Source organism: Streptomyces sp. NPDC002580 (genome assembly GCF_042889485.1).
Classification (GTDB): Bacteria; Actinomycetota; Actinomycetes; order Streptomycetales; family Streptomycetaceae; genus Streptomyces.
Genome location: NZ_JBIAQZ010000008.1, coordinates 449,929 through 464,104 on the forward strand (window position 1 = coordinate 449,929; position 14,176 = coordinate 464,104).

The window sequence follows — 14,176 nt, forward strand, 5'->3', positions numbered from 1 at the left end:
ACGGCCACGCCCGCCGGGGCGCCCGCCACCCCTCCCGCCGCACCCGACCGGGGAGCACCCCTCGACTCCCTGGTGGCCGTGCCGCCGGGCCGACCGGAATGCGCGGCGGCACGGAATGGAGGAGCGTGGGGGCGGAAGGAGGAGTGCCATGGCCAGGAAGGCCTCGGCCGGCCGGCCCGGTGACACGGACCAGGGATGGCTGCACGGTTCGCCCCCTCCGCCCTGGGTGCGGCTGCTTCCGCCGGTCCTGCTGGTGGCGATCTGCGTGGGCGAGCTCCTGAGCAGTCAGAGACTGGACATCGGCTTCCTCCTGGGTGCCATCCCCGCCCTGGCCGTACTCTCCTACGGGCCCCTGGCGACGGCCGTCTTCGGCGGGATCGTCGTGCTCCTGCTGACCGTCCCCGCCCTGGAGCTCAACCGTCCGGGCCAGGCCGACCTGCTCACCATCGTCTTCATCGCCGTGCTGAGCGTGTTCGTGTCCCATGTGCGCAGCCGCCGCGACGCTCACCTGGTCACCGTGCGCTCGGTGGCGGAAGCCGCCCAGCTCGCCGTTCTGCCACCGCTTCCCGACCGGGTCGGGCCGGTGCGCTGCGTCGGGCTGTACCGGCCCGCGCAGCGGGAGACGCTGGTCGGCGGCGACTTCTTCGACGTGCGTGACGGGCCCTTCGGGGTCCGGGCCCTGATGGGTGACGTCCAGGGGCACGGTCTGTCCGCCGTGGGGACGGTCGCCTCGCTGCTCGGGGCGTTCCGGGAGACGGTGCTGGACCAGCGCGACCTGGAGGCGGCCGCGGCCCGTCTCGACCGGCGGCTGGTGGTGGACTCCGCCGCGGTCGAGCACGCCGAGATGTTCGCCACCGCGCTGCTCCTGGAGTTCCCGCCCGACACCGACAGCGTGCGGATGGTGTCCTGCGGGCACCCCTGCCCGTTCCTGCTGCGCGGTGCGAAGGCGCTCGAGCTCGACATCGAACCGGGAGCCCCGCTGGGCCCGGGCTTCTTCGAGCTGTCCCCGCCGCGGGTACGGGTCGTGGATCTCGAACCCGGCGACCGGCTGTTCCTCGCGTCGGACGGGGTGAGCGAGAGCAGGGACCCGGCCGGCGTCTTCTACCCCCTGCCGGACCGGCTGACCGGGTTCGCCGAGGAGGACTCGGACGCGATCGTCGACCGCGTCTGGCAGGACCTCGTCCGGTACTGCCCCTCGATCCGCGACGACGTCTCCATCCTGCTGCTGGCGCCGCGGATCCGGGGCGACGACGACCTGGCCGCCGGCTGAGGGACGGTCCCGGCGTCCGCTCCCCCGTCAGGTCGCCGCGATGTCCAGCGCCGCGATGTACCCGAACGTCATCGCGGGACCGATCGTCGAGCCCGCTCCCGCGTAGCTGTGGCCCATGACGGCCGCGCTGGCGTTGCCCGCCGCGTACAGGCCGGGAATCACGGTGCCGTCCGCGCGCAGGACGCGCGCCCGGGCGTCGGTGCGCAGGCCGCCCTTGGTGCCCAGGTCGCCCGGGACGATCCTGAAGGCGTGGAACGGAGGCAGCCACAGGGGGGCAAGGCAGGAGTTGGGGAGGACGGCGGGGTCCGTGTAGTAGTGGTCGTAGGCACTGGCCCCGCGGTGGAAGTCCGTGTCCGTGCCGCTCAGGGCCAGGCTGTTGAAGCGGCCGACCGTGGTGCGCAGGGCGGCGGCGGGGACGCCGATCCGGCCGGCGAGGTCGTCCAGGGTCCAGGCCTTGTACGCGGCGCCCGAGGTGTACCAGGAGTCGGGGAACGCGAACGTCGGAGCGATGTCCTTGAACAGGTAGCGGTTGCGGTAGTTCTGGTCGACGACCAGCCAGGCCGGGATGTCCGGAGCGCTCGGATCGCGGTCGTACATGGTGTGCACGACGTCGCTGTAGGGGCCGGCCTCGTTGACGAAGCGCGCTCCGGCGGCGTTGACCAGCAGGCCGCCGGGCAGCGTCCGTTCGGCGAGGCAGAAGTAGGGCTGGTCGGGCAGCGGGATGGCCGGTCCCCACCACGCGTCGTCCATCAGGTCGAGCGCGGCTCCGGCGCGCCGGCCCGCGAGGATGCCGTCGCCGGTGTTCTCCTTGGCGCCCACCGTCCAGGCCGTCCCGATGGGCGCGCGCTGGTACTGGGCGCGCATGGCCGCGTTGTGCTCGAAGCCGCCGGAGCCGACGACGACCGCACGCCGGGCCCTGACCAGGCCGGGAGCGCCGTTCCGGGTGACCACCGCGTCGGTGACGGAGCCGCTCTCCAGCAGCAGGTCGGACAGCGGGGTGTCCAGCCACACGGGAACCCTGGCCGCGAGCAGGCCCGCCCGCAGCCCGGCCGCGAGCGACTGGCCCATGGTCAGCGGCTTCTGGCCGAGCAGCGCCGCTCTGGTGCCCCGCGCCAGGCACTCGGTGGCGACGGCCGCTCCCTTCACGCTCACCGCCGCGAGGGTGAGCCATTTGTAGTCGGCGCTGAAGACGACCATGCCGGCCGGGACCGTCATGTACGCCGGGTTCAGGTGGGCGAGTTCGGCTCCGAGGATGTTGCCGTCGAGCTGGTCGGGCTCCATGGAGCGGCCGTTCGGGAGCCCGCCGGGGAGTTCCGGGTAGTAGTCGCTGTACCCGTCCATCCAGCGGAAGCGCAACGGGCTGTTGGCCATGACGAAGGAGATCATGGCCGGTCCGTTGCCGAGGAAGGCCCGCTGCCGGTCGGCGGAGACGTCCGGGCCGACCACGGCCGCGAGGTAGCTGGCGGCCTTCGCCGGGGTGTCGGGGACGCCCGCGGCGAGGATCACCGGGTTGTTCGGGATCCAGATGCCCGCACCGGAGCGGGCCGCCGAGCCGCCGAAGGTGGGTGCCTTCTCCAGGACGACGCAGCTCAGTCCCTGTTTGGCGGCGGTCAGTGCCGCGGTCATCCCGGCGGCGCCGGAGCCGACCACGACGACGTCGTACGTACCCAGCAGGGGCAGGTCGGCCGCCGTGGCGGATCCGGCGGCACCGGCGGCGACCGCGAGGGAGGCGCCCGTCGCCGCGCCGAGCACCCGGCGTCGTGACGGGCCGGATGCCGGAGGGGAGTCGCTGCGTCTCGCGGGGTCCGGGCTCGGGGACATGGCAGGGCGCTCCAGTGGGGCGGGGGGAAGGTGAGTCGTTCCGTGTTCCGGGTGCCGACAGGCCCCCGACGTACCGGTTCTGATGCGGCGTCAGGAATGTCGCGCGAGGGTCTTGTGAAGTCAAGGGCAAGCGGAGCATCACTCGCCGATCACCCCAAGATCGGACACAAGTTACCAACTGGTATGTAGTGACTTAACAAGCCAGTAACAGTAGAACCTGTTCCCACTCATCGAGAGTGAGGAGTGTCACATGGGTGACAACACCCAGCAGAACAACGACTCCAGGGGTGTCTCGCGTCGACGATTCATAGCTGGAACAGGTTCTATTCTTGGAGCAGTGACCCTTGCCGGTCGCGCCGTCGCGGCGCCGACTCAGATCGCCACGGCGGCCTCGTCCATCCCTTCCGGAGCACATGTCCCCGTCCTCGTGATCGGCACCGGATACGGGGGTTCGGTCGCCGCCCTCCGGCTCGCCCAGGCGGGTGTCGACGTACAGATGGTCGAGATGGGCATGGCCTGGGACACCCCGGGCCCGGACGGCAAGATCTTCGCCAACACGACCAGCCCGGACCAGCGTTCGTACTGGCTGCGGACCAAGACCAAGCAGCCCCTCAGCAACTTCCTCGGCTTCCCCATCGACAAGGACATCCCCCGCTACACGGGAATCCTCGACGCCGAGGAGATGGGCCAGATCATCGTGTACCAGGGCCGCGGGGTCGGCGGCGGGTCGCTGGTCAACGGGGGCATGGCGGTCACCCCCAAGCGGGAGAACTTCGGCGCCATCCTCCCGTCGGTGAACGCCGACGAGATGTACGCGACCTACTACCCGCGCGCCAACACCGGGCTCGGTGTCGGCGTCGTGGACCCGGCGTGGTTCAACACCACCGACTGCTACCAGTACGCGCGGGTCGGCCGTAAGCACGCCCAGCGTTCCGGCTTCCCCTTCGTCTTCGTGCCCGACGTGTACGACTGGGACTACATGGAGCGGGAGGCCGCGGGCACCGTCACCAAGTCGGCCCTCGCCGGGGAGATCCTCTACGGCAACAACTACGGCAAGAAGTCGCTCCAGAAGACCTATCTCGCCCAGGCCGCGGCCACCGGCAGGGTCACCATATCGCCGCTGCACAAGGTCACTTCGGTGTCGCCGGCGGCCGGTGGCGGCTACACCGTCCTGATCGACCAGCTCAACACCAGCGGTGACGCCACCGCCTCCAAGACGGTGACGGCGGACCGGGTGTTCTTCGCGGCCGGGAGCGTCGGCACCAGCAAACTCCTGGTCAAGCTGAAGGCCACGGGAGCGCTGCCCGGACTGAACGGCGAGATCGGCAAGGGCTGGGGCGACAACGGCAACGTCATGTGCGGCCGGGCCAACCACCTGTGGGACCCGACCGGCGCGCTCCAGTCCAGCATTCCCTGCGGCGGCATCGACAACTGGGCCGCGGGCGGCGCGTTCGCCGAGGTGGCGCCGCTGCCGACCGGCATCGAGACCTACGCGTCGTTCTACCTGTCCATCACCAAGAACCCGAACCGGGCCCAGTTCTCCTGGAACGCGGCCACCGGCACCGTCGACCTCAACTGGCAGACCGCCTGGAAGCAGCCCGCGATCGACATGGCCAAGTCGATCTTCGACAAGATCAACGCGAAGGAGGGGACCATCTACCGGACCGACCTCTTCGGCGTGTACAAGATCTGGGGCGACCACCTCACCTACCACCCGCTCGGTGGCGCCGTGCTGAACAAGGCCACCGACAACTACGGCCGGCTGCAGGGCTACGCGGGCCTCTACGTCATCGACGGCGCGTTGATTCCCGGCAACACCAGCGTCAATCCGTTCGTCACCATCACGGCCCTCGCCGAACGGAACATCGAGAAGATCATCGCCGTGGACCTCTAGACCCGTCCGGGCCGCCCACGCGGCCCGGATCGGATCGGTGAGCGGTTCGGCGCCCGGACCGGTTCAGTGGGTCGGCAGCACGCACACGGCGTCCAGACCCAGCACATGGTTGAGCCGGCCGAAAGCCAGCCAGGACCCGATGCTCATGCTCAGTTCCACGATCTCCGGCTGGCTGTACCGCGCGGCCATCCGCGTCCAGAACTCCTCGTCCAGACCGTGATGGTCCAGGGCGTACCGCTCGGCGTACTCGGCGGCCAGCCGTGTCCGGTCGTCGAAGGCGTCGGTGGTGCGCCACTGGGCCACCGCGTCCGCGAACTCCTCCTCGACCTTCTGGCCCTCGCGCTCCGTACGCCAGTCGAGGCAGAACTGGCACCCGTTGATCTGCGCGACGCGCAGGCGCGCGGCCTCGAACTCGCGCAGGCCCAGTGTCGTGTGCTCGTACACCGACAGGGAGAAGTTCGCGGCGGCCATGCCGATGCCGGGCACCATCTCGCCCCACACGTATCCGATCGGTTCCTGTCCCTCGGGAATGTCGATGCGCAGGGTCATGGTCACTTCCTTCCGAGTCGGCCGACTGCGGGGCGCAGCGGGACGTCGAGGGCGTCGTAGAGACCGGGTGCCGCTTCCACCAGCCAGTCGATGGCGCCGACCAGCCGGCCGACGGCGGTGGCGTTCCCGCCCGCGGAGCGGTTCTCGCCCTCGTCGGTGGCCTCGACGGTGACCTCGATGCGCGGGCGGCCCTCGATGATCACGCGGTGGGCGCCGTCCCCGTCGGGCGGCGTCGGCCAGTCGGGTGCGCAGGACGCGTGGACGCGGGTGACGTGCTCGATGACGATCCGGGGCTCTCCCCCGACGATCCCCCGCACCTCGAAGCGCACGGCGCCCTGGGTGCCCGCCGCGAACTCGCCCATGGTGCGGGTGCTCACCGTCTCCGTGAGCGGGCGGCGCTCCAACGTCTCGCGGATGTCGTCGAGTTCGACGCCGAGCGCCCGTGCCATGAGCCGTATCTGACCGCCCCACACCATGGTCGGGATCGACGGGGCGAGCATCAGGGGCTCGTAGTCCATGGGCTGCCCCATGCCGACCAGGTAGCGGACGGACTCCTCCTGTTCGTACGTGGAGTAGTCGAAGATCTCCTGGCAGCGGACGGCGTCGATCGTGGTGCCCAGTCCGCTGATCAGCAGCGGCAGGACGTCGTTCCCCCAGCCGGGATCGACACCGGAGACGAACAGCGAGCCACCCCCGTCGGCGATGGCGGCGAGGACGGGTTCGCGGAACTCCGGTGGGGCGTTGCGCTGGTCGTAGAGCGGATAGAGCGCGGGGGTGACGACCACCGCGCCGGCCCGGATCGCCCGACCGATGTCGGCGAGCGCCTCGTCGGGCCGGATGTCGCCGGTGGCCGCGTAGACCACGGCTCCGGGAGCGGTGGCCAGGACCGCGTCGACGTCGTCGACGGCCGCGACCCCGAGGGCGTGATCGAGCCCGGCGAGTTCGCCCGCGTCCCGGCCCACCTTGCCGGGGTCGTGGACGAGCACGGCCGCGAGTTTCAGCTTCGGGTGGGCCTCGACGGCGCGGATGGCCGCGCGGCCGACGTTGCCGGTACCCCAGACCACCGTGGAAATCATGCGGCGGAGGGTAGCGAGACGACGCCGAGGTTCCCATAGCCGTGACCGGGGAAAATTCCGGGCGCGGAACCGGCGTCGACGCCGCCCGGCGGGGGACGGGGGTCCGGGGCCCGAACCCGCTCGGCCGGGGGCGCGGCCGCGGCTCGGCGGGCGTCCTTCGTGCCACCGCCTAAGCTCGGTCCATGGCCAAGTACTTCGATGTGCACCCGGAGAACCCGCAGCGCCGCATCATCAGTCAGGTGGTGGAGATCGTCCGGAGCGGCGGGCTGATCGTCTATCCGACGGACTCCTGCTTCGCGCTCGGCTGCGCGCTCGGCAACCGGGAGGGGATCGACCGCATCCGTTCGATCCGCCAGTTGGACGAGCGGCACCATTTCACGCTGATGTGCGAGGACTTCGCGCAGCTGGGGCACTTCGTACGGATCGACAACGCCGTCTTCCGCACCGTCAAGGCGGCGACTCCCGGCAGCTACACCTTCATCCTGCCGGCGACCAAGGAGGCTCCGCGCAGGCTGCTGCACCCGAAGAAGAAGACCGTCGGGGTGCGGATTCCCGATCATGGCGTCGCGCAGGCGATCCTCGCCGAGCTCGGCGAGCCGCTGCTGTCGAGCACCCTGCTCCTGCCGGAGGAGGACAAGCCGCTCACCCAGGGCTGGGAGATCAAGGACCGTCTCGACCACGTGGTGGATGCCGTGATCGACTCCGGCGACTGCGGCACCGAGCCGACGACCGTCATCGACTTCTCCGGGGACGAGCCCGAGATCGTACGTCTCGGAGCGGGTGATCCGAGCCGCTTCGAGTAGTCCTGGACAGGTCGCGCCGGACACGGCACCGCGACGCGGGTCGTCCTCACGGAGGACCCGCGTCGCGGCTTCACGACGTGGTGCGGGTGGGGCCGGTCAGCTGGTCGTCAGGGCGGTGTCGTCCACGACGAAGCTGGTCTGGAGCGAGGAGTCCTCGACGCCGCTGAACTTCAGCGCGACGGTCGTACCGGCGAAGGAGGACAGGTCGAACGTCTTCTGCGCGTAGCCGGTGGCCTTGTTGAGGTTCGAGTAGGTCGCCAGGGTGGTCGATCCGGCCGTGACCGTCAGCTTGTCGTACGCGGAGCTGGTGGTCGTCTCGGCCGTGTCGATGTGCAGCCAGAACGTCAGCGTGGCCTTGCAGCCGCTCGGGATCGCCACCGACTGGGAGAGCGTGTCGGTGTGCGTGGCACCGTAGCCGTCCAGCCACGCCTTGTACGAACCGCCGTGCGCCGCCTGGTCGGTGTCGTTGTTGATGACCCCGCTGGTCGCGGTCCAGGTGGTGGCGCCGGACTCGAAGCCCGCGTTGCCGAGCAGCTGCGCCGAGGTGCAGGTGCCGCCGCCGCCCGAGGTGCTGACCGTCCAGGTGAAGGCCGCGGTGCCCGTCGCACCGGTGCTGTCCGTCACGGTGACGGTCGTGCTGTACGTCCCCGCGGTGGTCGGGGTACCGGAGACGGTGCCCGTCGAGCTGATCGACAGACCGGTCGGCAGACCGGTCGCGGCGTAGGTCAGCGTGCCGGTGTTGGTGCTGCTGGCCGTGATCTTGAGGCTCACGGCCGTACCGACGGTGGAGGACTGGCTCCCCGGGTTGGTGACGGTCACGCCGCTGGTCGGCGGGGTGACGTGGCCACCGACGGCGATGCCGGCGAAGGCGTTGGCCACACCCGCGTACTGCGTCGAGCTCGCGCCGTAGAGCGCGGTCGCGGCGTTCAGCGCGGCGGTGCGGGCGCCCGCGTAGTTGGTGGTGGACGTCATGTACGTCGTCAGCGCCTTGTACCAGATCTGCAGCGCGGCGGCGCGGCCGATACCCGCGACGGCGACACCGTCGGAGGTCGAGCTGTTGTACGTGACGCCGTTGATGGTCTTGCTGCCGCTGCCCTCGGAGAGCAGGTAGAACATGTGGTTCGCGGGGCCCGAGGAGTAGTGGACGTCCAGGTTGCCGACCCCGGAGTACCAGGAGTCCTTGGAGCCGCCGTCCTTGCTGGGCTTGTCCATGTAGCGCAGCGGGGTGCCGTCGCCGTTGATGTCGATCTTCTCGCCGATGAGGTAGTCGCCCACGTCGGAGGAGTTGTTGGCGTAGAACTCCACGCCGGTGCCGAAGATGTCGGAGGTCGCCTCGTTCAGACCGCCGGACTCGCCCGAGTAGTTGAGACCCGCGGTGTTGGAGGTGACACCGTGGCTCATCTCGTGGCCCGCGACGTCGAGCGAGGTCAGCGCGTGGGTGCTGCTGGTGCCGTCGCCGTACGTCATGCAGAAGCAGGAGTCGTCCCAGAAGGCGTTGACGTACGCCGTGCTGTAGTGGACGCGGGAGTAGGCCGCGACACCGTTGTTCTTGATGCCGCTGCGGCCGAAGGTGTTCTTGTAGAAGTCCCAGGTCGTCTGGGCGCCGTAGGCGGCGTCCGCTCCGGCGGTCTGGGTGTTGGAGCCGGCTCCGGTGCCCCACACGTCGTCGGCGTCCGTCATCAGGGTGCCGGTGCCGGAGGTGCCGTTGTTCAGCGAGTACGTCTTGTGGCTGCCACGGGTGGAGTCGGTCAGCTGGTACGTCGAGCCGGAGAGCGTGGTGTTGAGCGTCACCGTCCCGCTGTACTGGGTGTTGCCGGTACCGGTCTGGACGCCCTCGTACCGGGTGAGCTCCTTGCCGGTGGTGGCGTCGGTGACGACGTGCAGCTTGCTCGGTGTCCCGTCGTCCTGGAGGCCGCTGATCACGGTCTCCCAGGCGAGCCTCGGGGTCCCGGTGCCGGCCCAGACCACCTTGCGGGCGCTGTCCGTGGCGGGCTTCTGCGCCTTGAGCGCCTTGGCGGCCTTGAGCGCCTGCGTCCCGGCGGCGGCCTTGGTGACGGACGCGGTCGTACTGGCGACCTTGATGGTGTGCTTGTTGGCGAAGGTCGTGCTCACCGTGCCGGTGGCCTGCGAGGCCGGCGGCGTGTGGACGACGAGGTCGCCGCCGAGCACCGGGAGGCCGGCGTAGGTGCGCTCGTAACGGGTGTGCAGGGTGCCGTCGTTGTCCTTGACGACATCCTTGACGACCAGCTTCTCCTTCGAGCCGAGGCCGAGGGCGCCGGCGGTCGCCGTGGTCTGCGTCGATGCCTTCTTCAGCAGCGCCACGTGCTGGGCCGGGGTGAGCTTGGCCTCGAGGCCCCCCGTACGCAGGGGGGTTGTGTGGGGGGCGGGCTTGGCGGCTGCCGGGACCGTCTGAATGCCGACGGCCAGGAATGCGGCGGTGGCCACCAGGGCTCCGGCCGCGGTCGCCTGACGGGGGAAACGTCTCACTCGTACTCCTACTGCTGCGGCCGCGGATCGGCGGCCGACGACAGACCGGGCAGACGGGATGTGCTGTCCGGGGTGAGCTGAGCAGGGGCGTGCGGGAACGCGACCGTGGGCAGGCCGTGGGGCGGCCTGGCCTACAGGTGGGGGAAGGATCGCATCGTTGACCTAGGCATGACATGCGCTTACCGGCAATCGAGGGTTATCCCTACGCCCGCGCGCCGAAACACCCTGCCGCGCGCCGCGCCCGCCGGGCGGGATCACCGACATCACCGCACAACCTCCGCACAATCCCTGCCGAACTCACCTCCTCCGCAACGGAGTTCACCGCCAAACCCGGCGCCACGCCCTGCCCGGCGTACGGCGACGCCCCGAACTGCCCTCGGGCGCCCGCCCGTCGGGAAAGCGCTGTCGTGCCGCCGCGTCCGCACCGGCCGGTGGCCGGCACCCCCGCGCCGACGACGAGCCCCGGACCCTCCACGCCCTGAGCACCCGTGGGCGGTCGCCGGAAGTGGCGCGAACGGGCGCCGATCGGGCACGCGGGCCCGTGCGCACGGGCAGCCGTCCGTACGGGTGTTGGACGGGCGCGCAGTCGCCGGGCGCGAGGGCCGGCGCTGGTGTGGGCAGCCGTCCGTACGAATGTTGGACGTGTGCTCAGTCGTCAGGCGTAAGGGCCGACGTGCGCGCGGACAGGCGTCCGTACGGGTGTTGGACCTGCGCGCAGTCGCCGGGCGCGAGGGCCGACTTGGGCATGGGTGGCCGCGAGGCGGGCCGCGGTCTGCCGTCTTCGGGTAGCCCCCGTGCAGGTGGCATCCCCGCGGCGCCGGGGTCAGGGCCGACCCGCTCCCGGCACCGTGACCCTCGTGGCGAGGACCTGTCCGGACCCGGGTCTCACCGGTTCGGACTCCGTCATGCCGCGCCAGTCCGCCGCCACGACGAACAACGTCCTCCGGTCGGGGCCGCCCAGCGCGCAGGCGAAGCCGCCCCGGTCGAGGTCGACCCGGTCCAGCACGGCGCCGCCCTCGGCGACCCGCGCACAGCACCGGTTCGGCACGTCGGCGTACCAGACGGCGTTCTCCGCGTCGGGGCAGATGCCGTCCGGGGTGCCCTCGCCGAGATCGGCCCAGACCCGGCGGCCCGACAGGGCGCCGTCGGGGCCGATGTCGAAGGCGACCAGCGCGTGCCGGTAGGAGTCGGCGACGATCAGTGTGGAGCCGTCGGGTGTCACGGCCATCCCGTTGGGAAACGCGAGGTCGTCGGCGACCTGGCGCACCGACCCGTCGGGGGTCACCAGGGAGACGGTGCCCGGCCTGGCCGCCTCCCCCGCCATCGGGTCGAAGCCGGCCCGGTTGACGTAGGTGTCTCCCCGGCCGTCGACGACGATGTCGTTCCAGCCCGGTCGGCCCAGTTCCGCGTACGTGGCCAGGGAGCCGTCGGATTGCCGGCGGAGCAGCAGTCCGTCGCCGGAGGAGACGATCAGCAGGTCGCCCTCGGGGTGCCAGTCGGTGCACAGCGGCAGCGACGCCACGCGCGCGACCACCTCCCGGTGACCGGTGGCCGGGTCGAGGGCGAGAACCTCCCCCGCCGTCCAGTCCGAGAAGTACAGGCGGTCCTCGTGCCAGCGCGGCGACTCGACCAGCCCGTGCCCCTCGATCAGGGTGCGTACCTCGTACATGCCCATCACAGCCTTCGCTCCGCACCGGCACGGCACCGGCGCCCCACACCCACAGAACGAACGGACACCCGCCGAATCGACATGTCCGGCCGGACGGGGGGACGAAACCGCCGAACCATCCACGCGGCTCCCGGCACCGTGCGGCGATCCACGGCGTTCCGGGCCGGTCCGCCCGGCCGTCCACGGCCGCCGCGACCCGGCCTCCGGGTCGCTCCCCGCAGGCCGGCGCGCCCCTGGCCGGGCCACGGTTCCCGTCGTGCCGTGATGATCGTCGCGTCGTCTACTGGCGGAGTCGGAGGTCTCGTCTTCCAGCAGGAGCAGCACATGTCGGCGACGCAAGCCACGCCAGAGAACAGGCGGGACAAGCCCGGAGTACTGCGGCGGCTGGGCGAGTGGTGCGCCCGCCATTTCGTGATCGTGATCGTGGCCTGGCTCGTCGTGCTCGCCGTGCTGCAGGTGCTGAGCCGCTCGTTCGGCGGAGAGTACTCCGACAATTTCACTCTTCCCGGCGTGCAGTCGACGAAGGGGCTGGACGTCCTCAAGGAGCACGATCCGGCGGCCGGCGGCTACAGCAGCCAGGTCGTGCTCCGCGACACGCAGAAGCCCCTGACCTCGCTCAGTTCCCAGATGGGCCAGACCGTCGGCGACCTGCAGAAGCTGCCGCACGTCCTGTCGGCGCAGAATCCGCTGCCACCGCCCGGCTCCCAGCCGCCCTCGGGGCAGTCCGGGCAGCAGAACGTCGGGCCGCTGTCGAGCGACGGGAAGACCGCCTACATCACCGTCCGCTTCGACGTGCAGCCCTCGACCCTCGGCGACGACTACCTGCACGGCGTGGACAGCGCCGTGCAGCCGCTGCGGTCGGCCGGCGTCGACGTCGAGTACGGCGGACCGCTGGGCGAACTGGCCAGACCGGCGCCCGACGACCGGGTCAGCGAGGCCATCGGCTTCGCGGTGGCGATCATCGTGCTGCTCGTCGGGTTCGGCAGTGTCATCGCGGCGGCCCTGCCGCTGGTGACCGCGCTGATCAGTGTGGTGGGCGGGCTGGCCTGCCTGAGCCTGCTGGCCGCCGCGTTCACCTTCGCGACGGTGTCTCCGACGCTCGCCACCATGATCGGACTGGGTGTCGGGATCGACTACGCCCTGTTCCTGATCACCCGTCATCGGCAGAACCTCATGGACGGCGCCGATCCGGTGCGGGCCGCGGGCCGGGCCACCACCACCAGCGGACGGGCCGTCCTCGTCTCGGGCTGCACCGTGATCGTCGCCCTGGCGGGGCTGTCCGTCTCCGGGGTCTCCTTCATCAGCCTGCTCGGCGTCGCGGCGGCCGTGACGGTGGTCTCGGCCGTCGCCGGCGCGCTGACCCTCGTACCCGCCATGCTCGGGCTCATCGGCAAGCGCATCGACCGCTACCACGTGCGCAAGCCGGTGGCGGAGACGGACGCCGAGCCCGGGACGCCCGCGCACGGCACCTGGCACCGCTACGCGATGCGCGTGCAACGGCGTCCCTGGTGGTTCCTGGCCGGTGGCCTGGTCACGGTGCTCGTGCTGGCCATCCCGGTGCTCACCATCCAGCTCGGGCACATCGGTGACGGCGCCGACCCCAAGTCCTTCACGGACCGGCGGGCGTTCGACATCATGTCGGACTCGTTCGGGCCGGGCTCCAACGGTCCGCTGACGGTGGTCATCGACCAGACCGACGTGCCCTCCGACCAGCGTTCCTCGCTGGCCTCACAGGCGCAGAAGACGCTCGACGACGTGTCCGGCGCGGCCACCGTCACGCAGCTGACGGCAACCCAGGACCAGGACCTGCTGGTGGGGACGGTCTATTCCAAGGTGTCCCCGCAGAACCAGGACACCACCGACCTGACGAACCGTCTGGTCGACGACACCCTGCCGAGCGCCGTGTCCGGCACCAAGGCCGAGGGCTACGTCACGGGCACGACAGCCGCGCAGGTCGACTTCCGCAACATCGTCGCGAGCCGGCTGCCGCTCATCATCGCCGTGGTGGTCGGGCTCGCCTTCCTCATCATCCTGATGGTCTTCCGCGGACTGCTCGTCGCGTTGAAGGCCGCGGTCCTCAACGTGCTCTCCATCGCCGCCTCGTACGGTGTCGTCGTCGCCGTCTTCCAGTGGGGCTGGGGCGGGCCAGCGCTCGGGGTGTCGGGCAAGGTGCCCATCGAGAGCTACGTGCCGATGATGATGTTCGCGATCATCTTCGGCCTCAGCATGGACTACGAGATCTTCCTGCTGTCGCGGGTCCACGAGTTCTGGCTGCGCACCGGGGACGCGAAGGCGAGTGTGGCGCACGCCCTGGAGATCACCGCCCGGGTGATCACCTGCGCGGCCCTGATCATGGTGAGCGTCTTCGCCGCGTTCATCGTGAGCGACAACATCGTGGTCAAGATGCTGGGCCTCGGTCTCGCGGTGAGCGTCCTGATCGACGCGACGGTGGTACGGCTCCTGCTCGTCCCGGCCGTGATGACCCTGCTCGGGGCCCACGCCTGGTGGACACCGCGGTGGCTGGACCGGATCCTGCCGCACATCGACCCGGAGGGCGAGCCCGGCCCCGCCGTTCCGGGCCCCGCGCACCCGCCGAGCGCCTGAGTG

Annotated in this window: 9 protein-coding genes; 4 read left to right on the plus strand and 5 right to left on the minus strand. The window is 70.7% G+C overall.

The window, feature by feature from the left end; translation table 11 throughout:
- Positions 1–148: 148 nt before the first annotated feature.
- Positions 149–1,270: a PP2C family protein-serine/threonine phosphatase gene (locus ACFYW7_RS25830; RefSeq protein WP_389506325.1), complete on the plus strand. Its 1,122-nt coding sequence runs from the start codon at positions 149–151 to the stop codon at positions 1,268–1,270.
- 27 nt (positions 1,271–1,297) lie between these two features.
- Here ACFYW7_RS25830 and kstD read toward each other — a convergent pair whose 3' ends face one another.
- On the minus strand, positions 1,298–3,091 hold the full coding sequence (gene kstD, locus ACFYW7_RS25835) for a 3-oxosteroid 1-dehydrogenase (protein ID WP_389506327.1): 1,794 nt from the start codon (positions 3,089–3,091) through the stop codon (positions 1,298–1,300).
- Positions 3,092–3,341: 250 nt separating this feature from the next.
- Between kstD and ACFYW7_RS25840 the strand changes: the two genes are divergently transcribed.
- Complete coding sequence (locus ACFYW7_RS25840) at positions 3,342–4,985, plus strand: GMC oxidoreductase (protein ID WP_389506329.1); 1,644 nt, start codon at positions 3,342–3,344, stop codon at positions 4,983–4,985.
- A 63-nt stretch (positions 4,986–5,048) separates the two neighbouring features.
- Here ACFYW7_RS25840 and ACFYW7_RS25845 read toward each other — a convergent pair whose 3' ends face one another.
- Both ACFYW7_RS25845 and ACFYW7_RS25850 read right to left on the minus strand, forming a co-directional pair.
- Positions 5,049–5,528 (minus strand): carboxymuconolactone decarboxylase family protein, encoded by a 480-nt coding sequence (locus tag ACFYW7_RS25845; protein ID WP_389506471.1) that lies wholly within the window; start codon positions 5,526–5,528, stop codon positions 5,049–5,051.
- 8 nt (positions 5,529–5,536) lie between these two features.
- Positions 5,537–6,610: a dihydrodipicolinate reductase gene (locus tag ACFYW7_RS25850; protein WP_389506331.1), complete on the minus strand. Its 1,074-nt coding sequence runs from the start codon at positions 6,608–6,610 to the stop codon at positions 5,537–5,539.
- A gap of 182 nt (positions 6,611–6,792) precedes the next feature.
- Between ACFYW7_RS25850 and ACFYW7_RS25855 the strand changes: the two genes are divergently transcribed.
- Positions 6,793–7,413 carry an L-threonylcarbamoyladenylate synthase gene (locus ACFYW7_RS25855; RefSeq protein ID WP_389506333.1) on the plus strand — a complete coding sequence of 207 codons (621 nt, stop codon included), beginning with the start codon at positions 6,793–6,795 and terminating at the stop codon, positions 7,411–7,413.
- Between the two features lie 96 nt (positions 7,414–7,509).
- On the opposite strand, the gene ACFYW7_RS25860 is transcribed toward ACFYW7_RS25855, so the two are convergent.
- The gene (locus tag ACFYW7_RS25860) at positions 7,510–9,900 is read right to left on the minus strand and encodes a M4 family metallopeptidase (protein ID WP_389506335.1); all 2,391 of its coding nucleotides are present in this window, start codon (positions 9,898–9,900) and stop codon (positions 7,510–7,512) included.
- Between the two features lie 823 nt (positions 9,901–10,723).
- Positions 10,724–11,569, minus strand: coding sequence for an SMP-30/gluconolactonase/LRE family protein (locus tag ACFYW7_RS25865; RefSeq protein WP_389506338.1), 846 nt, complete (start codon positions 11,567–11,569; stop codon positions 10,724–10,726).
- A 324-nt stretch (positions 11,570–11,893) separates the two neighbouring features.
- On the opposite strand from ACFYW7_RS25865, the gene ACFYW7_RS25870 reads away from it, so the two are divergent.
- Positions 11,894–14,173 carry an MMPL family transporter gene (locus tag ACFYW7_RS25870; protein ID WP_389506341.1) on the plus strand — a complete coding sequence of 760 codons (2,280 nt, stop codon included), beginning with the start codon at positions 11,894–11,896 and terminating at the stop codon, positions 14,171–14,173.
- The last annotated feature ends 3 nt before the right edge of the window (positions 14,174–14,176 follow it).

Coding starts and splice junctions, on each gene's coding strand:
- ACFYW7_RS25865 (WP_389506338.1), bottom strand. CDS start 11,569: ATGTACGAGGTACGCACCCTGATCGAGGGGCACGGGCTGGTCGAGTCG.
- ACFYW7_RS25870 (WP_389506341.1), top strand. CDS start 11,894: ATGTCGGCGACGCAAGCCACGCCAGAGAACAGGCGGGACAAGCCCGGA.
- ACFYW7_RS25850 (WP_389506331.1), bottom strand. CDS start 6,610: ATGATTTCCACGGTGGTCTGGGGTACCGGCAACGTCGGCCGCGCGGCC.
- kstD (WP_389506327.1), bottom strand. CDS start 3,091: ATGTCCCCGAGCCCGGACCCCGCGAGACGCAGCGACTCCCCTCCGGCA.
- ACFYW7_RS25830 (WP_389506325.1), top strand. CDS start 149: ATGGCCAGGAAGGCCTCGGCCGGCCGGCCCGGTGACACGGACCAGGGA.
- ACFYW7_RS25855 (WP_389506333.1), top strand. CDS start 6,793: ATGGCCAAGTACTTCGATGTGCACCCGGAGAACCCGCAGCGCCGCATC.
- ACFYW7_RS25840 (WP_389506329.1), top strand. CDS start 3,342: ATGGGTGACAACACCCAGCAGAACAACGACTCCAGGGGTGTCTCGCGT.